Genomic DNA, 24,520 nt, shown 5'->3' with positions numbered 1-24,520 from the left:
CGTCCGTTCACCACAGCGCGCTCTCTGGGACACGAGTGGGAACGTGGTGAACCGTGGCGCCACGACTCCGCGACCCGCGGCGGGATGGGCCCTCTTCGGGCCCCTGAAGCGATTCCTGCGCCGACCGGCCGTCATCGTGGCGGAGATCCTCGTCATCACCGCCGCCTGCATCCTGGGGGCCAGCCTGGCCCAGGCCGGCCGGTCTTCCGCAGCCGAGGTGGCCCGCCTGCAGCAGCACGGCACTCTCGCCAGGACTCTCGTCCAGGGACTGGCCCTGGATCACGTCTTCACGAGCCTGTGGTTCCTGGTGGCGCTCGTCTCCGCCACGGCCTCGCTATCCATCGTGGTGGTCGAGCAGATCCGGCGGCTCCGCGCTGCCTGGGGCCAGGTTCCCACGGAGGCCCAGTTCCGGAACGCGCCCTTCCGGCGCGAGTTCACACGGCCCACGTCCACGGATGCAGTGGCGGCGACGCACATCCGCACCCAGGGGCGCCTGGCCCTGGCAGGTTCGCCCCTGTTCCACACCGGCCTCCTCTGCGTGATCCTCGCCGGCGCCTTGCAGGCCCTGTTCGGCGTCCAGGCCGTGGTGGATGTCTACGAGGGCGAGACGCTCCCCGCCACGGTGGAAGCCTGGGGCGCCCAGTGGCCAGGCCCCCTGGGGCGGCCCTTCCGCCTGGACGAACCCCTGAGGCTGCTGTCGGTGGCAAGCACCCGATATGAAGCCGGCGACCTGATGACCCTCCGGTTGAAGCTGGCCGAAGCGGGGCCCGGCGGTGACCAGATCCGCGAGATGGGCATCAATGAGGAACTGCCCGTCAGCCGGGGCCGCCTCTACGTCGACGCCCAGCATGGGCCCGCGGCGCTGGTGGAATGGACGGCCCCGTCGAGCGCACCCATCGGCTCGGCCGTCCTGCTGGAGAAGAAGGAGACCGCCGCCTTCGGAGCCTACACCCAGGGGCCCGGAACCCTCCGGGCCCGCATCCGGGTGCCCATGCCCGCCGATGGCCGACGCCCGGACCGCGCCGAAATACGGATCCTTGACGGCGCCTCCCGCCTCGCAGAGGGTGTCCTCAAACCCGGGGAGACCTTGACCCTCCCCGGTGGCGGCCTGCTGAAGCTCCACGGCCTGCCCTACTGGGCCCGGCTCCACGGCAACCACGATGCCGCCATCGGGCTGGCCTACCTGGGTTTCACCCTGGCGCTGCTGGGGGCGGCCCTCACCTATGGCGTGGTGCGGGTGGATGAGCTGGTCGCCGTGACCCCCGAAGACGACAGGGAACGGGTGGTGGTGGCGCTCCGCCCCCACCGGTTCGCTCCCCTGTTCCAGGAGCGCTTCGAGCGCCTGGTGCGGGACCATGGAGGTGAGGTGTGACGATGCGGACGTTCTTTGCCCTGGCCACTCTGGCGCTCACCCTCGGCTGCTCGCGGGTGTCTCCCAGCGAAGCCAGGATGCTGGTGGCCCGCTACAACCAGGTGGTGAGCGAGGCCTACCGGAAGAATGATGTCCGCCTCATCGACGAGGTGGTGGGACCGGACGCCCCCGACGGAAAGCGCCTCCTCGGTCTGATCGGTGTGCGCATGGATATGGGCCTCATTTTGGACGCCCGCCTCGAGGCTCTGGAAGTGACCGGGGTGGAGCAGGGGAAGGAGGATCTTGAAGTCCGCACCCGGGAGCAGTGGCGCTACCGGGATGTGAGCGCCGCTACCGGCCGGCAGGTGGGCGAAGCCTCGGTGGACCACTACGAGATGCTCTACCGCTTCAGCTACCACAAGGGCACCTGGCTGGTGGAGGAGACCAGGTTCACGGCGCCGCCCCAGGTGGGGCGCAAGGAAGTCCCCTGGAACATCGACGCCAAGGACGCCCACGGCATGATGAGTCCGCCGGTGAAGGAGGGACCGAAGCCATGAAACCGTTCCTGCTCGAGACACTGCTCCACTGGGTGGCGGTGGGCTTCTACATCCTGGCCACGATCCTCTTTGTCCACGCCCTGCTGTGGAACCACGTCCACCGGGTCCGCTGGGCCCGGTGGCTCACGGCCCTGGGCCTGCTGCCCCATGGAGCGGCCCTCGTCATCCGCTGGATCGAGGTGGGTCACGGGCCCTACATGGCGAAGTACGAGGTGCTGTCCTCGAACGCCTGGATCGCCGTGCTCATGCTGCTCATCGTCCTGTGGCGCCGCCCCAGCTGGGCAGGGCTGGCCCTGGTGGCCCTGCCAGGATGCATCCTCATGATGGGCCTGGGCCTGCTCGCCAGCCCCGAAGCGAAGGACCTGCCCCCGACCCTGCGCTCCATCTGGCTCATCTTCCACATCTTCTTCACCAAGCTGGCGGTGGGGGCCTTCCTGCTGGCCTTCGCGGCGGCCGTGATCCTGCTGCGGAAGCTGAAGGGTTCCACCAGCCGCTTCCTGGAGCGGTTTCCCGCCGCGGAAGTACTGGATGCCTCCATGATCCGCTTCGTGGGCTTCGGCTTCGTGTTCTGGTCCACCACGATCATCGCGGGGGCCATCTGGGCCCACCAGTCCTGGGGCCGCTACTGGGGCTGGGATCCCATCGAGACCTGGTCCCTGGTCACCTGGCTCTGCTTCGGCACGCTGCTGCATCTGCGGCTGTTCTACCGCCTGGGCCCCCGGGCCACGGCCTGGATCGCCATCGGCTGCTTCGGGGTGTCCATCCTGACCGCGTTCATCTTCCCGTTCCTGATCCCCTCCCTGCACTCCGCGTACTTCCAATGAGTTGTGACCCACAACAACTATTTGGGACCTAGACTTCTGATTTGAGCGCGGGCTCGCCTTTCCGGCCCGCCACCCCTGTGAAGCGAGTGATCATGAGGCCGAACCCGTGAGCAAGGTCCTCTTCGTGGTGCCGCCCTACTCCAGCTGGGGTGTGGAGGCCATCGGCACCTGGCCACCCCTCCAGGTGGCCTACCTGGCGGGCGCCGTGGAGGAAGCGGGGCACGAGGCCTGCATCTTCGACGCCATGAACCGCGATGGTGCGGACTTCGAGAGCATCCGGGCCGAGGTGGCCCGCGTCCGCCCCCAGGTCGTGGTGGCCTTCGACTACCTGCCCGTGACCGGCGCCATCAGCACCGCCGTCGTGCCCGCGGCTCTGAGGGCCCTGGCCATCGCCAAGGAGGTGGATCCCGCCATCACCACCCTCATCGGCGGACCCTTCCCCACCTTCCGCTACCAGGAGTTGCTGCACGATCCCTCCGGCGCCGTGGACATCGTGCTGCGCGGCGAGGCCGAGGACACGCTGGCGGAGCTGCTGGGGGCCCTGCCGGGGCCCCTGGACCGGGTGCGCGGCATCGCCTTCCTGCGCGACGACATCGTGATGGCCACCGAGACGCGGCCCCACATCCAGGACCTGGACCGCCTCCGGCCCGCCTGGCACCTCCTGGACTGGGACGCCTACCGCTACCGCATCGAGCCCGCGGGCCGGATGGCCTCGATCCTCACCTCCCGCGGCTGCATGATGAGCTGCTCCTTCTGCAGCCACCGGGCCTTCTGGCGGGCGGACTGGCGGGCCCGCAGGCCCGAGGCCGTGATCGAGGAGGTGCGCCTCCTGGTGACCCGCTACGGGGTGGAGTCCATCACCCTCATCGATCCCTATCCCACCAGTGACCGGGCCCGCTGGGAGCGCCTGCTGGACCTGTTCATCGCCGAGGACTTCGGTGTGCGCCTGCTCATGGAGACCCGTGCCGAGGACATCGTCCGCGACGCGGACCTGCTGCCCAAGTACCGGGAGGCCGGCGTGGTGCACCTCTACATCGGCGCCGAGGCCGGGTCGGACGAGTTGCTGGCGGCCCTCAACAAGGGCAACGACGTGAACGCCATCACCCACGCCCTGCGCCTGGCCCGCGAGCACGACATCGTCACCGAAGCCTCCTTCATGATCGGGCACCCCACGGAGACCTGGGCCACCGTCGAGCGCACCATCGAGGTGGCCATCCGCATGGACCCCGACATCGCCGTCTTCCCGGTGCTGACGCCCATGCCCTTCACCCCCCTCTACGAGGACCTGAGGGATCGTGTGCGGGTCCACGATTACGCGAAGTACAACCTGGCCACGCCCATCATCGAGCCCTACGCCATGACGCTGGAAGAAGTGACCATCGCGCTGGGCCGCTGCTACATGGACTTCTACGCCCAGAAGATCCCCCGCATCCGGGCCCTCCCCGATGGCTTCAAGCGCCGGTACCTCCTCAGCGCCTGCCAGGAGATGATGCGCGCCTACCGCCGGCACTTCAGCCACCTGGGCGACAAGATGCCCACGCTGCATCCCCACTAGGAGCCCTCTCCGTGCGAACGGCCCTCATGCTTCTGATCCTCGCGGCCTGCGCGCTCGGCTGCCGCGGCAACCGGCCCAGGGCCGCCGAATCCGCGACTCCGGCCGCGGCTCTCGCGCCCCTGCCCGCATCTGCGTCTGTGCTCGCGGCGGCGGAACCTCCGAAGCCGCTCGCCCCCGCGGCAGCGCCGGCACGAGCCACGACGGAGACGGCCGCCTCCTCCGCGAAGGCGCCTGCAAAGCCCGCCCAGGCCAACACACTCACAGGCAGGCTGCTCGAGCGCATCGTGGCCATGCCCTACTGCTACCTGCGCCTCCAGACCGCTCAGGGCGAGGTGTGGGCTGCGATCCCCGACGCGAAGCTCGAGGTGGGCTCCGAAGTGGTGGTGGAGGATCCCGTGTTGATGGACAACTTCGAGTCCAAGACCCTCAAGCGCACCTTCCCGGGAATCTACTTCGGCACCCTGGCCGGCACCGGCGCCGGCGCGGCCCCGGCGGCAGATCCTCACGCGAGCCCCCACGGCAATCCCCACCAGAGCACCCACGGCAAGCCGGCGGCGACGCGCGCCGCGGTCGGCAAGGTCGGCAGGGCCACCGGCCCCGATTCCCGCACCGTGGCCGAGATCTGGAGCCAGAAGGAGCAACTGGCCGGGCGGGCCGTGACCGTACGCGGCCAAGTCGTGAAGTACAACGCCGGTGTCATGGGCAAGAACTGGATCCACCTCCAGGACGGCAGCGGAAATGCGGGAAAGGGCACTCACGACCTCGCAGTCACCACGACCGATCAGACGGCTCCCGGCACCGTCGTGACGGCCCGGGGTGTGGTGCGGACCCGCAAGGACTTCGGTTCCGGCTACGCCTACGAAGTGCTCCTCGAAGACGCCGCCCTCGAGAAGAGGTAGGCCCGCACCGCCCCCAGGGGGAACCCGTGAAGATCCTGATCGTCGAAGACGAGACCAAGCTGGCCCAGATCCTCCAGCAGGGCCTGAAGGAGAACGGCTACATCGCGGACTGGGTCGGGGACGGCGCCACCGGCCTGGAGATGGCCCTCTCGGGCAGCTACGACGCCGTCATCCTGGATGTGATGCTCCCCGCCATGGATGGCTTCGAGGTCCTATCCAGGATCCGCAAGACCCGCAGCACCCTTCCGGTGATGATGCTCACGGCACGGACCAATGTGGACGACCGCGTGCGGGGGCTCGACTTCGGCGCCGACGACTACCTCTCCAAGCCCTTCGACTTCAAGGAGCTGCTCGCGCGGCTGCGGGCCGTCACGCGGCGGCCCCAGGTGGAAATCCGGAGCAAGCTGACCGTGGCCGACCTCGAACTGGACTCGAAAAGCCACGAGGTCCGCCGCGGCGGCAAGCTCATCGACTTGACGCCCAAGGAGTTCGGCATCCTGGAATACCTGCTGAGCCGCAAGGGCCTGGTGCTGACCCGCGCCATGATCATGGACCACGTCTGGCCCTCGGATTCCGACTACAACGGGGGCTCGAACCTCGTGGAGGTCTACGTCAACTTCCTCCGGAAGAAGATCGACCAGGGGCAGTCCGTCAAGCTCATCCAGACCATCCGCGGCGCAGGCTACATGATCCAGGATCACCCGTGAAGCGCATCACCCGCACGCTGCGTTTTCGCCTCACGGCCTGGTACTGCATCGCCCTGGCGGCGGGCATGGTCGTGTTCGGGGGCGTCCTCCTGGGCCTGGCGGAACGGCACCTGATGACCAACCACGACGAGGCCATCAGCCTGCGCGGCGCCACGGCCCTGCAGATCCTGGCCCAGGGTGGGCCCGGCCACGACTTCACCCCCTGGCAGACCACCCGGCTGGCCCGGCTGGGCAAGGTGGCCATCGCGCAGAATCTGGTGGGGCGCGACCTCGTGGTCTACGAGTCCCCGGAGCTGTACAACGCCTCCATCATGGACCGGATCTCCGCCCTTCCCAATTCGGAGGGCGAACCCAACGCCCTCCGGACCTTCGTGCAGAACGGAGACTACTGGCGGGTTCTCATCATCCACCGCCATCCGCCCGGCGCCCGTCACAGCACCATCTGGATCCTCGAGGAGCTGGGGGCCGTGGACGCCACGCTGAAGCGGCTCCGGCTGGCCTTCTTCCACCTCGTTCCGGTGGGCCTCCTGGTCTCCTTCCTCGGCGGGTACATGCTCTCGGGCCGGGCCCTGGCTCCGGTCACGCGCATCATCACACTGACGAAGGAGATCGAGGCCCACAGCCTCGACCGGCGCCTCCCCCATCCCGGGGTGGATGACGAGATCGGCCGCCTGGTCGACACGCTGAACCGGATGATCGGCCGCCTCGAGAACGCCTTCGAGGCCATGAAGCGCTTCACGGCCGATGCCTCCCACGAGCTGCGCAGCCCTCTGGCCACCATCCGCAATACCATCGACGTGACCCTGGAGCAGGCACGGACGCCCCAGGAGCAGGAGGCGGCGCTGCGCAGCGTTGGCGAGGAGGTGGACCGCATCCGGTCCCTGGCGGAGGACCTGCTTCTGCTGGCCCGCGCCGACTCGGGGCGCATGGTGATGCAGGCGAGGCCCGTGGACCTGGCCTTCATCGTCGAGGCGCAGGTGGAGGCGCGCCTTCCCCAGGCCGAGGAGTGGGGGCTGGAGGTGCAGGTGGGGCCCCTGATCCACGACGAGATCCTGGGCGATGAAGGATGGCTTCACCAGGTCGTGAGCAACCTGCTGAGCAACGCCATCAAGTACACGCCCCGAGGGGGGAAGGTGCTCGTGGACATGGCCCGCACCCCGCAGGCCCTCCAGGTCATCGTCAGCGACACCGGCCCCGGCATTCCCGAGGAGGACCTCGAGCGGATCTTCGACCGCTTCTACCGCGTGGATCCCTCCCGCACCCGCACCCGCGCGCCAGGCACGGGCCTGGGCCTGGCCATCGCCGCCTGGGTGGTGGCCGAGCACCACGGCACCCTCCGCGCCGCCAACCGCCCCGAAGGCGGCGCCACCTTCACAGTCACCCTGCCCCTAGGCGCCGCCCATGCGTAACCGCCACAGCTTCCGCTGCCTGCTGTTCGGCCTGTCCTGCCTCGCCTGGGGCAGTCCTAACCTCGCAGCCGCGCCGCCCATGGCCCTGCCGGCAGGCATCCGCATGGTGGAGCTCGCCGGGACAGACGCGGCAGGTCCTGTGGCCATCGACCGTGGCGGAACCAGGGTGGCCTATCTGGGCCGAGGGCTCCGCATCCGGGACCTCGCCGGCGTCGAACAGGCTGTCTCGACGGAGCTCCCCACTCAACTCGCCTGGTCCGCGGACGGGGCCACTCTGGCCGCCGCTTTTGAGGCGGAAGGGAAGGCGCGCCTCCGCCTCTTCGACGCCAAGGGACGCCCGGGGGCCGAGGTGGATCTCCCGGGACGGGTGACCGGCCTGCAGGCCCGGAACGACGGCACCTGGCTGGTGCTGACCGTGGAGCTCGAACCCTTCCGCTTCGGGACGCGCATGGCCCAGGTGCTCCACCAGTGGGACGGCAGGGGCCGGCCCAAGGCCCAGGTGCTGAACGGAAGCACGCTCATGCCGAAGGTCGCCGAATCCCTGAAGGACCAGCTCCCACGGATCCTCGGCCTCGCCCTCTCTCCGTTGCAGGACGAGATCCTGTACTACCGGCTCTACAACCCGCCGGCCCTGGCCTCCCAGCTCCGGCTCGTGCTGCATCACCTGGACACCGGTCAGACACGGGTGCTCGCCGAAGTGGCCATGGAGGCTGGCGGCGCCTGCTTCTCCGGCCGGGGCGACTGCATCCTCTACGGCGACGGCGTCATGGCCAGTCAGCTGGCGGACCCCTGGGGTGATGAAACGCTCGCCACCCTTCCGGTGCCGGGACGGCGCGTGGCCATGTCCCCTTCTGGCCGCACCCTCCTGCTGGATGGCCAGCTCTTCCGGGATGGGCGCCTGCTGGTTTCCTTCCCGGCGGAGACTCGGGGCTTCTTCACGGGGAAGGGCGAGGCGCTCCTGCTGGCTGAGGGCGGTCGGCTTCACTGGGTGTCGGGGCTTCCCGAGGATGCCGCGCCGCCCCTGGGCGCTGCCGATGCGGCCCGGCTGCGCGAGCTCCGGAAGTGGCTCAGCGAAGGCCTGGTCTCGGCCGAGGACTACCGCACCCGAAGGCCCGCGCCGTGAGGTTCTCCGAAGCGCTCCCCCGCAGCCTCCTCCGCGGTCTCCCCCCCTTCATCATGGCCTGCTTCGCCGCGCTGGCGATCCCGGTCGTGGGCGCAGAAGACTGTCTCCCCTGCCACCGCCAGAAGACGCCCGGCGCCGTGCGCCAGTGGGAGCTGAGTGCCCATGCCAGAGTCAAGGTGGGCTGTGCCACATGCCATGGATCCGACCACGCCCGCATCGAAAAAGGCGAGGCCCGGGTGGACCTCAAGGTTTGCGGCGCCTGCCATAAGCGGGCCCTGGGGGAGCACCAGGCCAGCCGCCACGGCATGGCCCTGCACACGGGCTGGGGCTGCGTGCGCAACCTGCCGGGCCGGAACGCGAAGGAATGCCAGTTCTGCCACGAAGATGGCACCGGCCTGCCCACCTCCACCGTGCAGTGCGCCCGCTTCCTCAAGCAGAGCGCGGCCATGGGGCAGGTGGGCTGCAACGCCTGCCACCAGGTGGAGGCTTCCTGCGCCACCTGTCACAGCAACCACGGCACCGATCTGAAGATCGCCCGCGATCCCAACGTGTGCGCCACCTGTCACATGGGGCCCGACCATCCCCAGTGGGAAATGTGGCAAACCTCCCGGCACGGCACCCTCTCCACCAGCGCCCCGTCGGGCACCGGGCCCACCTGCCAGACCTGCCACATGCCCAGGGGCAGTCACGACGTGTCCGCGGGGCTGACACTGACCTCCGGCGGGGAGCGGCTTCCCGATGCGCCAAGGACGGCCCGTAGGGCGGAGATGGTTCAGATCTGCCTGGCCTGCCACAGCACCGCCTTCGCCAAGAGGGAACTGGAGCGGGATGACGCCGTGCAGCAGGAGAGCATGGCCCTCGTCAAGGAGGCCGAAGCCATCATCGGCGACCTCTTCGACCACGGCCTGCTCGACCCCATGCCAGGCGAGCGCCCCCCGCACCCGCTCCGGGGCAGGGCCCTGGTGCTGGACGCTCAGATGCTCTACGAGGACACCTCCCACATCGAGCGCCTGTTCTTCAAGATGAAGAAGTACGACTTCGCCAAAACCATCAAGGGCGCCTTCCACCAGAACCCGGCCTACACCCACTGGTACGGCAACGCCGAGCTGAAGATGGACCTGGTCGACATCAAGGCCGAGGCGCAGCGCCTGCGGGAGCGCAAGCGTCCGCCGCAGGCCGCGGCAGCCCCTGCGGCTGAGGGCATCGAGGCACGCCTGCGGGCCCTGAAGGCCAAGCTGGACCGCGGCGGCATCACGCCCGAGGCCTACCGGCGGGAGAAGGCGGCGGTGCTGGAGGGCGGCGGTTTCCAGCCGTGATCCCCGTCACCCCGCGCTGGGCGGCGCCGGGTCTTCAGGTACGATGAGATTCCGGAGGCCGACCGTGATCCGCACCAGCCAATCCTGTTCCCCGCAGCACCCCCGTCCGTTCCGGGCCCGCATCGCCGCCTTGCGGCGGGTGGCCCTGGGGGCGCTCCTGCTCCTGGCCCTGCCGCTTCCGGCCCTGCACGGGCAGGGGAAGGCCAAGGCCGGCGAGGATCTGCAGTGGCCACCCCCGCCCAACGAACCCCGCATCAAGTGGGTGGCGGAGTACCGCAACGAGTTCGACGTGGGCGCCAAGAAACGCACCAGCTTCATGGACCGGCTCACGGGCAAGGGGCAGGAGTCCCTGGTGCTCAAGCGGCCCCTGTCTGTGGCGGTAGATGAGAAGGGCACGATCTTCGTGGGCGACTTCGGTTTGGGCATTACGGCCATCGATCCCGTGAATCACAAGATGTGGCGCTTCGCCGATGTCTCCCAGCGCTCACTGAACGCGCCGGCCGGGGTGGCTGTCGACTCCAAGTTCGTCTACGCCACCGACGCCAACGCCAACGCCTTGGCGGTCTTCGACAAGCAGGGCCACTTCATCCAGGGGCTCACCGTCAACGACGGCCTCAAGCGCCCCGTGGGCGTGGCCGTGGATGAGGCCCGGGACATGGTGATCGTGGTCAACGGCGGCGACCACAACATCCTGGTGTTCAACCGCGCCCTGAAGCTGGTCAAGAAGTTCGGCAGCCGGGGCGACAAGGTGGGCCAGTTCAACTATCCCACCTTCTGCTGCGTGATCCCCGGCACCGGCTTTGCCGTCTGCGACACCGGCAACTTCCGGATCCAGATCTTCGACTACGCCTGCAAGTTCATCCGGGCCTTCGGCAAGCCCGGCGATTCTTCGGGCACCTTTGCCCGACCCAAGGGCATTGCCGTGGACTCCGACAGCAACCTCTACGTGGTGGACTCCACCTTCTGCAATTTCCAGATCTTCCGCCTGGACGGCCAGGTGCTCGAACATGTGGGGCGCGGCGGGCCCGGAAAGGCCCAGTTCCAGATCCCGGCGGGCATCGCCATCGGGAAGGACGGCGGCATCTATGTGGCCGACGAGATGAACGCTCGGATCCAGCGCTTCCAGTACTTCCCGGAGAAAAAGAAGGACGCCCCGGCCGAGCCCAAGCCGAAGGGCTGACGGGAACGGGTGGATCGAAAGGCGCGGAGCTGATCCTCCGCGCCTTTTCGCGTACCGGGCTGTGGGAGGCCCAACCCTCGTTAGACGATAAGTAAGTGTTCAATGTGTGACCGGGGTCACTCAGGTTTCGGTCGGGTTTTAAGCTGCTTTTAAGGTTCGGGTCTCACATTAGCCATGTCGAGGTCATGAAACCCAGTACCCCTGGAACGACCCGAACCAACCCCCTCCCCCCCCCACCCTACGGAGCAACACCATGAAGAGCCTTCTTCTCCTCCTCGTCGCCGGCGCCAGCATGGCTCTGACCGCCGCCTCGCCCGCCTCGGGCGTCAAGGGCACCATGCACGACCTGTCCGCCAAGGCCGTCATGACCCGCGCCGGGTCCACCACGGTCTACACCCAGACCTGCGTCTACTGCCACGCCCCCCACATGGGCGACCACGCCAAGGCCGATCCCACCTACACCCAGCTCGTGCCCCTGTGGAACCACAACAACACGGCGACCACCACCTTCACGATGTACAACCAGACCAACGCCAAGAGCGACGCCTCCCAGCTCAAGGGCGTCGTTGACTCCGCCCCCACCGGCGTGAGCCTGGCCTGCATCTCCTGCCACGACGGCAGCATCGCCATCGGGTCCATCATCAACGCCCCCTACGGCACCACCACCGCCTACACCGCCAGCACCAGCATCGACGCGACCGGCAAGCTCATCAACCACGTGGTCGGCGCCGGCGGCGACTTCACCAACGACCACCCCATCGCCATCACCTATGACGAAGTGGCCGACCTCGGCCTGCAGCCCAAGGCCACCGTGGTCGCCGCCGGCCTGCCCCTCTTCAACAACAAGGTGCAGTGCGCCTCCTGCCACGACGTGCACAACTGGTCCCTGTCCCCCAAGACCGGTTTCGGCGGCACGCCCTTCCTCCGCATCGACAACAACACCGGCTCCGCCCTCTGCGTGGCCTGCCACAAGAAGTAGTCAGAGTCACCTGTTCAGCACGGGGGAGGGCTTGCCCTCCCCCGTGGCTGTACCGGAAACCTCGTGGAAGCGGGGGCGGGTGGGCTGAGGCTCAGGCGGGCCGTTGCGTTTCCGTGGCGAGAGCCCTGATATCGCGGGTCACGCGGTGAACGACCCCCGTCCAATCCCCGGCCTGGTCCTGCCGGAAGAGTCGCAGGCTCGGGTACCAGACCGTGCTGGAGGCCTCGAGCCCCCAGCGCCAGTCCGAAGGATGGGGCAGTAGCAGCCAGGTGGGCCGGCCCAGGGCCCCCGCCAGGTGGGCCACGGCGGTGTCCACGGAGATGACCAGGTCCAGGGCCGCCACGGCGGCGGCGGTGGCAGCGAAGTCGGGCAGGTCCGGTCCCGCCGCGTCGCAACGCGCGAGCAGGGGTGTCTCCGCCTCCGCGGGCAGCAGCTCCTTCTGCAGGCTCACGAAGCGCACGCCCTCAACTTCCGCCAGAGGCGCCAGGGTTTCGAGGGACAGGGAGCGCATGGCGTCCAGGGCGTAGCGGAACCCGCCGCGCCAGACCAGGCCCACCTTCAGGCCCGCCCCGGCGAAGCGACCCCGCCAGGAGGTTACGGCGTCCTCCTGGGCGAAGAGGTAGGGCGTCGTGGTGGGCAGGGTCTCTCCGGTGGTTCGGAGGACGCCGGGCAGGTCCATCAGCGGGCACTGGAGGTCGAAGGGGGGCAGGGCGGCGCCTTCATCGAGGACTTGGATGCCCGGCAACGCCGGGCCCAGGAGGGCGACCAGCTCCCGCGGGCAGGCCACCCGGACGGTGCCGCCCCGCCCGGCCACCTGCGGCACGAAGCGGATGAACTGCAGGGTGTCGCCCAGCCCCTGCTCCGCGTGAACGAGCAGGGTACGGCCCCGGAAGTCCTCGCCCTTCCAGCGCGGCTGCGTGAACCCGTGCCGCGGAGCCACGCCTGGCGCGCGCCAACGCCAGCCGAACTCCTGCCAGCCCTGGGCGAAATCGCCGCGCTGGAGCAAGTGCAGGGCATGGTTGTAGTGGGCCTCTGCGAAGGAGGGATCGAGCTTCAGGGCCGCCTCCGAGCAGCGGAAGGAGTCCTCCAGGCGGCCCGCCTGCCAGTAGGTGATCCCCAGGTTGAGGTGGGCCTGGGGGAACCTCGGGTTGAGGGCCAGCGCGCGGCGGAAGGCTTCAATCGCCTCGTCAAAGCGGAGGCCGGTGCGCAGGATGTTGCCGAGGCTGTTCAGCGTGTTGAGGTGGCCGGGTCGGACCTCCAGGGCCTGCAGGCACAGGGTCCGGGCGCGGTCGAGATTCCCCAGCTGGCACTGGGCCACCGCCAGCACATGGAGGGCGTCGGGATGGTGGTCATCCAGCCTCAGGGCGTCCTCGCAAAGCCGGGTGGCCCCGAGGCCGTCGCCCTGTTCGAAAAGCCGCCAGGCCGCGTCGACCAGGGCGCCCGCCGCCGCGGCATGCGGGGCCTTCACCGCTGGTTCCCGGTCCGCGCAGCACCTCTTGAACTTCCTGCCGCTGCCGCAGGGGCAGGGATCATTTCGACCGACGATGGTCATGGGCGACTGCCTTTTCCGGAGCCTGCGCCAGGTCTGGAAACAGCCCTGGCATTTGGTCACAAGTCGGGGGCACGCGGGCCTCCAGGCATTATGATACCAAATGGTATAGAAAGCCCTACCCCCCCCACCGGAGCAACCTTGAAGGTCCCTCTGCTGAGCTTAGCCCTGGCAAGCGCCGCGGTGGGTGGGCATGCCCAGGATGCCCTCCTGCTCAATCAGGCCTTCAAGCTCCACTACACCCGCTGGCAGTCGAACCAGTCGGCCAGCGACATGACGCAGGCCAACTACGACTTCACTCTGTCCATGCCCGTCATCGACTACCGGCTGGGCACGCTGGCCCTGACAGGAGCTTTGGACTACCAGCGCTTCTCCAGCGAGGCGGGAACCCAGTCCGCCCTGGGGCTCAACACCTACGGCCTCCGGGCCACCCTGTTCCCCTACCGCCCCTTCCACCTGAGCCTGGACTATGTCCACGCCCAGTCGCCGAGCCTTGCGGGCTACTCCCGGGTCAATAACGACGTCATCGGTGCAGCCCTGAACTATCGCGGGCGCACGGTCCAGGATCTGCAGATCACCCTGCGGCACGGAACGGCCAGCCAGGCAGGGGAGGGCGAGTCGTGGTCCCTCAGCACCCTGACCGCCAACCAGCAGTACGGCGGCACCCGGGTCCATCTCACGGCCACCCACCAGGAGTTCGCCACCCGGGGTAGTGGTCCGGCCTTCAAGGACGATTTCTTGTACGGCAGCCTCGAGACGAAGTTGGCTCCCACCTGGTTCTTCCGCACCAGCGTGACGGCCGAGGGCATGGCCGACTCCCACACCACAGGCCTGTCCGCCGACCTGATGGGCCAGTGGGGCGCCTGGATCACCCAGACCAATGTGGGGCGCAACGAATCCGAGAGCCCCGCGGGGCGGGCCGCGTCGAATTCTGCTGCCCAGTCGCTGATCTACTCGGTGGAACGTTTCTCCACCTTCGGCGCCTTCTCGGCCAGCGATCAATCCGCTTCGGCAGGATTCCCCGGTTCGCGGCAGGGGGCCCTGACCCTGGGGGGCTCCTATGCGCTGACGGCCCAGTGGCGGGTGTCCGCGGACATGAGCATCGCCCAGGTGCACAGCAACGGCCTCAGCACCGGCGCAGGGACCTCCACTGCCGAAGGGATCACCCGCTCCTTCCACCTGGGGATCTCCGAGGGGGGCGATGTCCCCACGCTGGTGAAGCGGGCTCTCTTCTACCTGTCGGACCAGGCCTTCCAGCGTCGCGTGCAGGACGACTATGCGCCGGGCTACGTGCCCTCGGAGCTGGCCCAGGAGATGCAGCGGCGGCGGATCCTCCAGGGTGGCAAGCTCGGCTTCTCCAGCGAGCTGTTCCACATCCGGAACGAGCAGGGCGGGAAGATGGACTGGGTGCGGATCACCGGCGACCTGAGGATGGCGGAGGGCCTGCGCATCTTCACCATGGGGGACCTCCGCCGGGACGACGGCTTGGGCCTCGCGGGGGTGCACCGGGAGGAGCGGAACCTGGCTCTGAACGCCTCGGAGCTGTTCGGGCGGTCCACGCTCTCCGGCTCGGTCGGCTTTGGGCGCTCGGAGCAGTCCATGACCTCCACGGCCCAGGCAGACCTTCCGGCCTACCTGGTTATGGGCGACCGGGCCAGCTCGTCCTCCTTCTATACGCTGAACTTCAATTCCAGTGTGGGTCGATTCCCCTACGGCATCCTCTGGACCCGCTACCAGGCCTCCCAGAGCCCGGCCATCACCACCGTCGGCACCCATCTGGACCTGAACTCCGGCCTGCTGGATGTGCGGTTCTCGGTCCAGGTGGTGCGGCGGCAGGACGGCATCCGCTACACCCAGTTCCTGGTCGACCTCCTGCGGGCCTTCGACACCGTCGCCCTCTACCGTTTTGGGCAGCGTTGATGCCACACGGACTTCGGCAGGACCGATCTCTCCAGGTGCCTCGGGCCTTCGGGCGATGGGGTCGTTGGAGGGCTGCGGTCAGCCGCGGCCTGGGCCTCTTTGTGTTGGCAGGCCTTCTTGCGCTGGCCTCGCCGGCCGCCCCGCCAACGGCCCCCTCAGAGGCCCACCGGGGCTGCGCCGGCTGCCACGCTGAGCACAACTCCCCCATGGCCGCGTCACGTCATCCCGCCAGTCGGGAGGAGGTCGCCCGCATCAGGCGCAGTGCCATCGATGCCGCCTGCCTGGCCTGTCACATGAACCCGCTGCCGGCCAGCGCCTCCAAGTCGCTGGCCGCTGGCCCGGGGCTGGGTCAGACGCTGGGCCGGGCCGTGGGCCTGGTTCCCGCAGGCGCCGGTTCCCTGGGGCTGTCGCGCCAGGGGGAGGAGGGGCTGCTGGTGCCGGCCGGTGGTTCCGATCATGTGAATCAGAGGCCCGGCAGTCTTGCCGCTCGCTATACCCGCGTGGTAGGTGCGGGGCCCACGCGGGTGGTCTTGCGGTCGGGCTGCTCGGCTTGCCACGATCCCCACGGGCGGACGCCCAAGAAGCTGCGGGCCCTCGCCTTCGACGCCAGGGGCCAGCTTCTGCGCGGCGTCAAACCGGCCTCCGCCTCCCAGGTCTGCTTCGGCTGCCATGCGGGGAACGAGGCTGCGCCGCTGGAACAGGGGAAGGCGGATGTGGGGCTGCTCTTCAGCAAGGGCGCAGCCTCCAGCCATCGCATGGGGCGCAAGGCCTCGGACCGCATGGACCTGCCGAGCCTCCGCACCAGCCCTAACCAGGATCCCCTGGACTGCACCTCGTGCCATGCCAACCCCGATCCCACGGGGCTCCGCGGGCCCCACGTGTCGCGCTTCCCCTCCCTCCTGAAGGCCAGCTACGGCTACGAACGCGATGCAGGGCTCCTGGGGGCGCGCTCCAACGACCTGTGCTACACCTGCCACGACCAGCGTTCCATCGAATCCAACCGGTCCTTCCCCTTCCACCGGGAGCACCTCCTGGGGTTCACCACGGCCTCATCTCTGAAGGCGCCCGTCAAGGGACTCCGCACGGTGCGGGAGATCCAGGCGGGCCGCCCGCTGGCGCCGCCGGCGGGGCTTGGCGTGCCGACGCCCTGCGCCACCTGCCACACGGCGCACGGCTCCATGAGCCAGCCCGCGCTCATCCAGTTCGATACCGCAGTTGTGACCCGCTCCACTGTAGGCGCGGTTGAATTTAGTAGAAATGGTGTGGGCCACGGCACCTGCACGCTCACCTGCCATGGCTACGATCACGTCCAGACACGCTACTGAGCGTTCCGCCGTGTCCCCTTCAGCGCCGTTTCCGGGGCCGGCACCCGACCAGGAGTCTCCCATGCGCACACCCTCGGAACAGCACCCGGAAACCGCCCGCCCTCGCCGCCCGCTGTGGGCCGGGGCGCTGATCCTCTTGGTCGCGGCCTTTGGCTGCGACAAGCCGACCCATCCTGTGGCGCAGGTGGGACGCGCCTGGGTGGGGCAGCCCGAGTGGACCTACTACCTGGAGCACCACCCGGCCGCCACTCCGGCTGTGGCCCTGGAGGACCTGCTGAGGCGCGAAGTCGCCTGGCAACAGGCTGAGCGGCGGGGCCTGCTGGAGGGCGAAAACTGGGAAGCATTCAAGGTGCAGAACCGGGTGGCGGTGCTGAGCAGGGCCTACCTGGACCGCCAGCCCGGGGCTCCGCCCCTCACGGAAGCCGCAGCCAAGGCCCATTTCATGGCGTCGAACGAGCAGCGCCGCGTGGTGCACCTGGTCTGCAAGACCGAGAGCGAGGCGAAAGCGGCCCTGGGCCGGATCCAGAAGGGGGAAGGCTTCGAGAAGGTCGCCACGGCCCTTTCCATCGACCCTTCCACCGCGAGCAACCACGGGAATCTGGGCTGGATCAAGCGGGACCAGGTGGTCCAGGCCTTCGCGGACCCGGTCTTCGGCGCCAAGGTGGGCGAACTGCGCGGCCCCTTCCAGAGCGAATTCGGTTGGCACGTGGCCCAGGTCCGGGAGGTCAAGGCGCCCACGGACGCGGATTTCGAACAGAACAAGGCCGCCCTCCTGGCGGGCCTCGAGGAAATGAACCAGACCCAGCGCCGCCCGGCGGTGTTGGCGCCGCTGCGGGCCACCTACCCGCTGAAGGCGGACCGAGCCGTGCTCAGCATCGACCGCACCACCGTTCCCGTGGAGGGGGACGAGAAGCGTGTGGCGGGGAAGGTGGGTTCCAAGGAGATCACGCTGAAGGCCCTCAAGCTGTTCATGGGCGAGGCCATGAACGTGGGCGGGGCGAGCCACGGCCTTGGTCCCGAGACCAAGGGGAAGTTCCTTGACCTCATGGCGGATGACCTGCGGCTGACCCTCGCAGCCGAGAAGGCGGGTCTGCCCAAGGAGCCCGGCATCAAGGCCGCCATCTGGGATTCGGAGCGGGCCGCGGCCTTCAACCTGTTCTCCCAGATCTTCCTGAAGGATTACAAACCGCAGGAGGCCGAACTGAGCGCGCACTATCAGGCGCACCTCGAACACTTCCGCTCCATCGGTGCGGTGAAGGTCTACCTGCTGGTGGCCGACCTGCCTGAGACGGTGGACCAGGCGGCGCGGGAGGCCCAGAAGGGAGTGCCCTGGAAGCAGCTCGTGGACAAGTACGCCATCAAGGAATCCACGGGCCAGTGGGATGCAGGCTGGCTGGAGGTCTCCGGCCTGCAGAAGGTGCTGCCCAAGGAAGCCGTGGTGGCCATGCTGAAGCAGCCCCTGGGGTCGCTCGTCGGCCCCGTGCCCAGTCCCGAGGGTTCCATGCTCTTCAAGGTGCTGGAGCGGAGGCCCGGTGAGGTGCTGCCCTTCAAGGACTGCCTGGAGCAGGTCCAGAAGGACTTCGTGAAGGTCGAGGGCGCCGCCGTGGTGAAGCGGTACCTGGACGGCGAGGGCAAGGCCGGGCTTTCCGTGAAGACCTTCCCGGAGAACCTGAACAGCCCGGTGGTGCGCTGAGATGAGTTCCGGGATTGCGGCTTCGGCAGGGCCCCAGGGCGCATCCGGCCTCGGGGGCCTTGGCCGCCTGCTGGTCCTGGCCACGGCGGTGCTCTGCGGCGCTGCGGTGATGGAGATTGAGGTCCTCGGGGCCCGGGTCGTGAGCCCCTGGTTCGGTGTGAGCCTGTTCGTGTGGACTGCCCTCATCACGGTGACGCTGCTGGCGCTGGCCGCCGGCTACTTCCTGGGCGGCCAGCTGGCGGATCGGCGAGGAGATCTGCGGACCCTCGCCTTTGTGGTGGGGGCCGCCGGCCTGCTGCTCATGGTCGTGCCCTGGCTCCGTGCGCCGGTCCTCCAGCTCTGCGCCAGGGCGGGTATCCGCGGCGGGGCCCTCCTCTCGGCCCTGATCCTCTTCGGCGCCCCCCTCACCCTGCTGGGCATGGTCACGCCCTTCGTCGTGAAGCTGTTCCTCCGGGATGTGCGGGAGACGGGAAGTACCGTGGGACGCCTGTCGGCGCTCTCCACGGTGGGCAGCTTCCTGGGCACCGTGGCCACGGGCTTCTGGCTGATCCCCGCCTTCCATGTGGATCAGATCGCGGGCGGCAGCGCTTTCGTTCTCCTGCTCCTCGCGGGGGGGCTGCTCAGCGTCACCCTGCGGAAGGCCCGGGCCATGGCCATCGCGCTCCCGGCCCTCTGCTTCCTCCAGGCGCCGCCCCTGGCCCGGACGGTCCTCGACTCCGGCACCCGGGCCGAGGTGGTCTTCCGCCAGGGCAGCTTCTACGGCCCCATCCGGGTGGTGGACTACACCTATCCGCCCAACCACACCCGGGAGATGCTCATCGGCGGGATCATTCAGGGCGGGCTCGACGTGGTCTCGGGAGAGCCGGTCTACCCTTATGACTATTTCCTCGAGCGGGCGGCACTGTCCTTCGTGCCGCGGGCCCGAAGGGCGCTGATCGTGGGACTGGGCCCCGGCGTGATGACCGCCCGCCTGGCGAAGTACGGGCTGTCGGGCACGGTGGTAGAGATCGATCCCCGCGTGGCAGAGGTGGCGCGAGACTACTTCGGGTACCGGCAGGATGCCTTCAAGCTGGCCGTGGCCGACGGCCGCCACTTCCTCGAGACCACCCGGGAGACCTACGACCTGGTGCTGCTGGACGCCTTCTCCGCAGAGACAGAGCCTTCCCACATGTTCACCCGGGAGGCCTTCCAGGCGGTGAAGCGTTGCCTGAACCCCGGGGGTGGTCTGGTCATCAACCTGGCGGCCGTGGCCGGCGGTTCCGAGGAGGAGAACCGGGTGCTGAATGCCGTCCTGCGCACGATGCAGGGCGTCTTTCCGGAAGTCTCCGCCTTCGAGGCTCCCGATCCCGCCCCGGGCGCCGTCGTCAACTTCACGCTGGTGGGATCGCTCACACCCGGCATCCGGCCGACGCCGCGCACCTTCCTTCCCCCCTACCCGCCAGCCGCCCAGTATCTGGAAGGCTTCATGGCCACTCCGTACCGCCTCCCCAGTGCCGGCGAGGGGTACACGGACGACTGGTGCCCCATGGAGGCCCATGGCGCCGCCACCAAGCTGAAGTCCCGGAAGACCCTGGCCGCGCCTCCCGAGATCCTGCTGGACTGAGCGGGCGCCTGCAGGCAGAGCGCGGCGAAATCTGCCGGTTCACGCTGGATCCTTGGGGAGAGTCTGCCCATCCTCCGGGAGTGCGCGGACCGGCCGCCGGGCCCGCGCGGTTCAGGCTCAAGCCTGCGCCTCTGGTGGCCGTAAGAACGGCAATCGGCCCCGAGGCGAACGCCATGAGAAAGAGCCATCCAGCCTATACCCGCCGAAAGTTCTCGCTGCGCTGGCGGGGGCGGCGGTGGTACGACCCGAACGAGCGGAAGCTCATCTGGTCGACGGCGTGCATGGCGGCGCTCACCCTGGTGGCGAGGCTGGCGGTGATGGCCGTGTCGGCCCTCCAGGAACCCACCCTCGCTGCGGGAGCGATCCCGGTCCGCGGGCTGGTCGGCACGGCCCACGACCTCAGCGCCACGGGGCCCTACAAGGTCACCCACAGCACCGAGACCTGCACCTTCTGCCATACCCCGCACCAGGCCGTCTCGGGCATCAACCAAGCCATCCCCATCTGGAACCACGAGACCACCACCACGCAGTTCCTGATGTACTCCAACGCCACCATGAAGGGGGTTGTGGACCCACAGCCCCTCGGGCCGAGCCTGGCCTGTCTCTCCTGCCACGACGGGACCCTGGCCATGGGAGCCCTCCACGAGGCCCCTCCCGGCGGAGGGAATGGGGACTACTCGCAGGCTCAGGGCGGGGGCGTGAACCCCGGCACGGGCCTGATGCAGGGGGCGAACACGATCGGGCACGACCTGACAGGCGTCCATCCCATCTCCATGACCTACCGCGACGACCTGAACAAGTCCCTGCGGCATCCCACCGAACTCGTCGGCGTGCGCCTCTATCCGTCCAACGTCTCCGGGGGCAAGGTCCAGTGCGGTTCCTGCCATGACCCCCACAACTACGGGAGCGCCGGCGGCACGGCGCCTTTCCTCAGGGTCACCACGCAGGGTTCCGCGCTCTGCCTGAGCTGCCACCTCATGTAAGAACCGCCCGCCCCTCATGGATCGGGGCGGGCGGCGTCGAAACCGGGAACGGTTCCGCAGGATCAGTGGGCTGCGGGTGTGGCAGGCTGCTTGACGATGCGGGAAGTGAAGTAGATGGCGGGGAAGGTCCGGTTCAGCGTGGCGCTGTGGAACTGCGCCATGGGCATCTCCAGCGATACCTCGATCTTGTCGCCGACCGCCACCTGGGTCTGCGGGCCTGCCGCCCACAGCTCGCCGCTGGGAACCTTGAAGCGGACATAAGTGTAATTGCTGGCGTCCATCGTCTCGAGCACGACCCCGGATGCGGTGGAGCCGACAGCCTGAGCGGCCTGAGCGGAGGCCTGGGGGGCAGCTTCCGTCGCCTGAGGGGCAACGTCGCGGCGGCAGGCGAGGATGCCCAGCGTCAGGGGCAAGGACAGGAGGATCAGGGTTCGGTTCATGTGGGACCTCATGGGTTCAGGGTTTGTGGGGAGGGAGCGGAGCCTGGGATGGGCCCCGCTCCGGCGTGTTAGTGGCAGTTGGTGCAGCCCACGTAGAGCAGGTTGGGTTCATTGGAGAAATGTGGCTGGTGGCAGGAGAGGCAGGTCAGGGGCTTGCCAGTGGAGGGGTTGGTGACGCCGCCCGTGGGGTGGTTGGCCTGGGGATGATTCCCGCTCTTGTCCTTGTGGCAGCTGAGGCAGGTCTTCTGGATGTCGCCCTTGGGGAAACCCTTGGACTCGCCGCCGTGGGAAGTGTGGCAGGTGGCGCACTGGCCCGCCATCACGGGCTGGTGCCGCGAGGCGGCCTGCTCGGCCTGCTTCTGCAGGCCGTCATGGCACTGGAGGCAGAGGTCCTTGGGATTGCCGGCCAGCAGCGAGGGCAACTGGGAGGCGTGGGGTGCGTGGCAGGTCATACACTCCCCGTTGACCACCGGGGGGTGCGGGAAGGCCATCTTGGCGGCGGCGGCGACTTTGTCGTGGCACATGAAGCAGAGGTCGGGCAGGGGAGTGTTCAGGCCGAAGGGCTTGTCGGGCGTGGGTCCGGCATGGCAGGTGTCGCAGGCCCCTTCGGCCACCGGGGGGTGGCCCTTGCCCTTCAGCATGCCGCCACTGTCGGAGCCGTGGGGATCGTGGCAGGTGATGCACTGCTTCGCGCCCACCGCGTAGCCCTTGTGCTTGGGCTGCAGGTCCGCCTCAACATGACAGCCCACGCACAGCTCCTCCACCGGGGAGACGAGCCCGTGGTCGAATTTGCCCGTGTGGGCCGTGTGGCAGCTCAGGCAGTCCCCCGAGGCGGCAGGGGCATGGGGGTGTTTGGCCTTGAGCTTCTCCTCGATGGAGGTGTGGCAGGTCACGCACAGGGCCGCTGGCTTGGCGCTGAGCAGGGCCTTCTCTTCGGACTGGTGGGGAGCGTGGCAGGTCCGGCAGGCGTTCTCGAGGACGGGCTTGTGCCCCCAGCCGCCCTTGGGGACTTCCGGGGTCGGGTGGCAGGTGAGGCAGGTCCCACTCTGGGGCCGGTTCAGGAGCGCTTCGGACCGCGAGGCGTGGGGCCCATGGCAGGCTAGGCACTGGCCTTCCCGGAAGGGGTTGTGCGCGGTCAGACCTTCCTTGGGCTTGGCGCCCTCGTGGCAGTTGAGGCATAGTCCCGGGACCGGTTCGCTCAGGTCCAGGCCGCCGCGCTGGTTCGGCGTGGTGTGGCAGGAATCGCAGCCATCCAGGAAGGGGGGATGGATGTTGGGAAGGATGAGGCCCTTCTGCATCGAGGCGTGGGATTCGTGGCAGCCGACGCAGTTTGCGCCGGCCAGCGTGGCGCCCTTGTGCTTTTCCGTGAAGGCCTTGCCGCCCAGCTCATGGCAGGTGAGGCAGGTTTCCGATGCGGTGGGGGTCCGCAGCAGGGACGGGCCCTTCTCTGAGTGTGGGCCGTGGCAGGTGGAGCAGGCACCCGATTCCACCGGGGCGTGTCCGACCTGGAAGGTGTCCTTCCGCTCATGGCACCGGTAGCAGAGGTCAGGCTGGGCCAGGGTCAGCAGCTTGGGAACGCTACCACCGTGCGGGTCGTGGCAGGCGAGGCAGGAGGCCTTGTTCTTTAGGGCCTGGTGGTCGTGCCCTTTGCCGGTGAGCTCGCCGTGGCAGCTGGCGCAGAGCTTCTCCGTCTCTTGTTTCAGCAGCCGGGGATCGGGGCCGCCATGGGGCAGGTGGCAGGCGCTGCACTGACCCTGTTTCACGGGTGCGTGCAGTACCGTCCGTTCCACGATGGTTCTGTGGCAGGCCCCGCAGAGCTCGAATTCGCCCTTCCTCAGCAAGCCCGGCCGGTCGGCGGCATGGGGGGCATGGCAGGCACCGCACCGGCCTTCTTTGACGGGGAAATGGGGGACCCGCGTCGCCGCCTTGTCCTGGTGGCAAGCTTGGCAGAGCTTCTCGGGGGTATCCTTCAGCACATGCTCATTGGGGGCCAGGTGGGCACCGTGGCAGGCCAGGCAGTCGCCTGCTTTCGCGGGGGCGTGGGTGACTGCGGCCTTGAGCAGACCGTCGTGGCAGGTCAGGCAGAGCTGCTTCGGGGGCGCCGTCAGGAGGTTCTGCTCCTTCGAGCTGTGAGGCTTGTGGCAGTCGCCGCAGGTTCCCCCCTCGAAGGGTGGATGGAGGGAGTCACCTTCCTTGGCGGGGTTCGCGTGGCAGTCGGAGCAGAGGCCCGGGACCGGCTTCTGGAGCAGGCCCTTGGTGTTCGAGGCGTGCGCGGCGTGGCAGTCGAGACAGCTGCCGGCCTTCACCGGGGCATGGGGATGGTCGGTGGCGGGGAGAGCCTCGTGGCAGGTCAGGCAGAGGGCTGGCGGCGGCTCGACCAGGGGCGCACTCCCGCCCTTGGTGGCCTGGTGGCAGTTCGAGCAGTCACGGGTGGAGAAGGGGGCGTGCTGCCGGTCCCGGAGCATGCCCTTCTCGGCCGAGCCATGGGGATCGTGGCAGGAGAGGCAGCCTGAGGGTTTCAGGGATATGCCCGTGTGTGGCGCCTTCAGAGCCTCGAGGTCGTGGCAGGTCGCGCACAGCTCCGCCGGCTTCTCCTTGAGCAGGAAGCTGGTCGAGGATGGGTGGGGCTGGTGGCAGGCGAGGCAGTCGTCCTTGGCGGCGCTGTGGGCATGGGCCTGGCCGAGCCGCGCCCTGACGGCCTCGTGGCAGGAGAGGCAGAGCTCCTGAGCGGGCTTCGGGAGCAGGCCCTTGCGCCCGCTGTCGTGGGCTGCGTGGCAGGCCAGGCATTCGCGCTTCCCGGCGAACTGGTGGGCGGCTCGCTCCCCCACGGCGGGCTTGAACGCCGGGTGGCAGATCTGGCACAGGTCCCGGCCGCCGGAGGCATGCAGGACGTTGGTATTGGCCTTCCCGTGCTCCAGGTGGCACCACTTGCAGTGACCCTCCCGGAGGGGCTTGTGGGCGGTGGGCGAGGCGCTCAGCCTGGCGGCCGGTTCGTGGCAGGCGGCGCAGGCCGGCTTGGGGCCCTGGGCGTGCAGGGAGACGCCCGCCCCGGCCAGGAAGGCCGCCAGGAGCAAGATCCGAGACGGAAGCCGCATGGACTCGGGGGA

General features: G+C 68.7%; 19 protein-coding genes and 1 pseudogene. 16 read left to right on the top strand and 4 right to left on the bottom strand.

What is annotated here, in order from left to right:
* Positions 1 to 43 precede the first annotated feature (43 nt).
* From QSJ30_RS11180 to QSJ30_RS11130, 11 genes are all read left to right on the top strand, one after another.
* Positions 44 to 1,372: a cytochrome c biogenesis ResB family protein gene (locus tag QSJ30_RS11180; RefSeq protein ID WP_285609256.1), complete on the top strand. Its 1,329-nt coding sequence runs from the start codon at positions 44 to 46 to the stop codon at positions 1,370 to 1,372.
* A 2-nt stretch (positions 1,373 to 1,374) separates the two neighbouring features.
* On the top strand, positions 1,375 to 1,908 hold the full coding sequence (locus QSJ30_RS11175; protein ID WP_285609254.1) for a hypothetical protein: 534 nt from the start codon (positions 1,375 to 1,377) through the stop codon (positions 1,906 to 1,908).
* Positions 1,905 to 2,732: a cytochrome c biogenesis protein CcsA gene (gene ccsA / locus QSJ30_RS11170; protein ID WP_285609252.1), complete on the top strand. Its 828-nt coding sequence runs from the start codon at positions 1,905 to 1,907 to the stop codon at positions 2,730 to 2,732. Before QSJ30_RS11175 ends, ccsA begins: the two co-directional genes overlap by 4 nt.
* A gap of 106 nt (positions 2,733 to 2,838) precedes the next feature.
* Positions 2,839 to 4,287: a B12-binding domain-containing radical SAM protein gene (locus QSJ30_RS11165; protein WP_285609250.1), complete on the top strand. Its 1,449-nt coding sequence runs from the start codon at positions 2,839 to 2,841 to the stop codon at positions 4,285 to 4,287.
* Positions 4,288 to 4,298: 11 nt separating this feature from the next.
* Positions 4,299 to 5,186 carry a hypothetical protein gene (locus QSJ30_RS11160; RefSeq protein WP_285609248.1) on the top strand — a complete coding sequence of 296 codons (888 nt, stop codon included), beginning with the start codon at positions 4,299 to 4,301 and terminating at the stop codon, positions 5,184 to 5,186.
* Positions 5,187 to 5,212: 26 nt separating this feature from the next.
* On the top strand, positions 5,213 to 5,893 hold the full coding sequence (locus tag QSJ30_RS11155) for a response regulator transcription factor (RefSeq protein WP_285609246.1): 681 nt from the start codon (positions 5,213 to 5,215) through the stop codon (positions 5,891 to 5,893).
* A complete protein-coding gene (locus QSJ30_RS11150) occupies positions 5,890 to 7,302 on the top strand; it encodes a sensor histidine kinase (RefSeq protein ID WP_285609244.1) in 1,413 nt (470 codons plus the stop codon). Before QSJ30_RS11155 ends, QSJ30_RS11150 begins: the two co-directional genes overlap by 4 nt.
* Positions 7,295 to 8,425 carry a hypothetical protein gene (locus QSJ30_RS11145; protein WP_285609242.1) on the top strand — a complete coding sequence of 377 codons (1,131 nt, stop codon included), beginning with the start codon at positions 7,295 to 7,297 and terminating at the stop codon, positions 8,423 to 8,425. The genes QSJ30_RS11150 and QSJ30_RS11145 overlap by 8 nt, the downstream gene beginning before the upstream one ends.
* A complete protein-coding gene (locus QSJ30_RS11140) occupies positions 8,422 to 9,741 on the top strand; it encodes a multiheme c-type cytochrome (RefSeq protein WP_285609240.1) in 1,320 nt (439 codons plus the stop codon). Before QSJ30_RS11145 ends, QSJ30_RS11140 begins: the two co-directional genes overlap by 4 nt.
* Positions 9,742 to 9,805: 64 nt before the next feature.
* Complete coding sequence (locus QSJ30_RS11135) at positions 9,806 to 10,921, top strand: NHL repeat-containing protein (protein ID WP_285609238.1); 1,116 nt, start codon at positions 9,806 to 9,808, stop codon at positions 10,919 to 10,921.
* A gap of 253 nt (positions 10,922 to 11,174) precedes the next feature.
* On the top strand, positions 11,175 to 11,900 hold the full coding sequence (locus tag QSJ30_RS11130) for a hypothetical protein (protein ID WP_285609236.1): 726 nt from the start codon (positions 11,175 to 11,177) through the stop codon (positions 11,898 to 11,900).
* 91 nt (positions 11,901 to 11,991) lie between these two features.
* Here QSJ30_RS11130 and QSJ30_RS11125 read toward each other — a convergent pair whose 3' ends face one another.
* On the bottom strand, positions 11,992 to 13,368 hold the full coding sequence (locus tag QSJ30_RS11125) for a tetratricopeptide repeat protein (protein ID WP_285609234.1): 1,377 nt from the start codon (positions 13,366 to 13,368) through the stop codon (positions 11,992 to 11,994).
* A gap of 15 nt (positions 13,369 to 13,383) precedes the next feature.
* Positions 13,384 to 13,452 (bottom strand): annotated as a pseudogene (locus QSJ30_RS14510) (SEC-C metal-binding domain-containing protein); the annotation flags it as partial.
* A 138-nt stretch (positions 13,453 to 13,590) separates the two neighbouring features.
* On the opposite strand from QSJ30_RS14510, the gene QSJ30_RS11120 reads away from it, so the two are divergent.
* The 5 genes from QSJ30_RS11120 (at position 13,591) to QSJ30_RS11100 (ending at position 20,973) form a co-directional block, all read left to right on the top strand.
* Positions 13,591 to 15,369, top strand: coding sequence for a hypothetical protein (locus tag QSJ30_RS11120; protein WP_285609232.1), 1,779 nt, complete (start codon positions 13,591 to 13,593; stop codon positions 15,367 to 15,369).
* 206 nt (positions 15,370 to 15,575) lie between these two features.
* Positions 15,576 to 16,694, top strand: a complete 1,119-nt coding sequence (locus QSJ30_RS11115) for a cytochrome c3 family protein (protein WP_285609229.1) — start codon at positions 15,576 to 15,578, stop codon at positions 16,692 to 16,694.
* A 61-nt stretch (positions 16,695 to 16,755) separates the two neighbouring features.
* Positions 16,756 to 18,387: a peptidyl-prolyl cis-trans isomerase gene (locus QSJ30_RS11110; protein WP_285609228.1), complete on the top strand. Its 1,632-nt coding sequence runs from the start codon at positions 16,756 to 16,758 to the stop codon at positions 18,385 to 18,387.
* Position 18,388: 1 nt separating this feature from the next.
* Positions 18,389 to 19,990, top strand: coding sequence for a spermidine synthase (locus tag QSJ30_RS11105; protein WP_285609226.1), 1,602 nt, complete (start codon positions 18,389 to 18,391; stop codon positions 19,988 to 19,990).
* A gap of 173 nt (positions 19,991 to 20,163) precedes the next feature.
* The gene (locus QSJ30_RS11100; RefSeq protein WP_285609224.1) at positions 20,164 to 20,973 is read left to right on the top strand and encodes a cytochrome c3 family protein; all 810 of its coding nucleotides are present in this window, start codon (positions 20,164 to 20,166) and stop codon (positions 20,971 to 20,973) included.
* Positions 20,974 to 21,035: 62 nt separating this feature from the next.
* On the opposite strand, the gene QSJ30_RS11095 is transcribed toward QSJ30_RS11100, so the two are convergent.
* Together QSJ30_RS11095 and QSJ30_RS11090 are read right to left on the bottom strand one after the other, a co-directional pair.
* Positions 21,036 to 21,413 (bottom strand): hypothetical protein, encoded by a 378-nt coding sequence (locus QSJ30_RS11095; protein WP_285609222.1) that lies wholly within the window; start codon positions 21,411 to 21,413, stop codon positions 21,036 to 21,038.
* 68 nt (positions 21,414 to 21,481) lie between these two features.
* Positions 21,482 to 24,508, bottom strand: a complete 3,027-nt coding sequence (locus QSJ30_RS11090) for a cytochrome c3 family protein (RefSeq protein WP_285609220.1) — start codon at positions 24,506 to 24,508, stop codon at positions 21,482 to 21,484.
* Positions 24,509 to 24,520: the final 12 nt, after the last annotated feature.

Source organism: Geothrix edaphica (genome assembly GCF_030268045.1).
GTDB classification, from domain to species: Bacteria; Acidobacteriota; Holophagae; order Holophagales; family Holophagaceae; genus Geothrix; species Geothrix edaphica.
The sequence above is the reverse complement of the archived record's forward strand: the minus strand, read 5'-3'. Positions and strand labels throughout refer to the sequence as shown.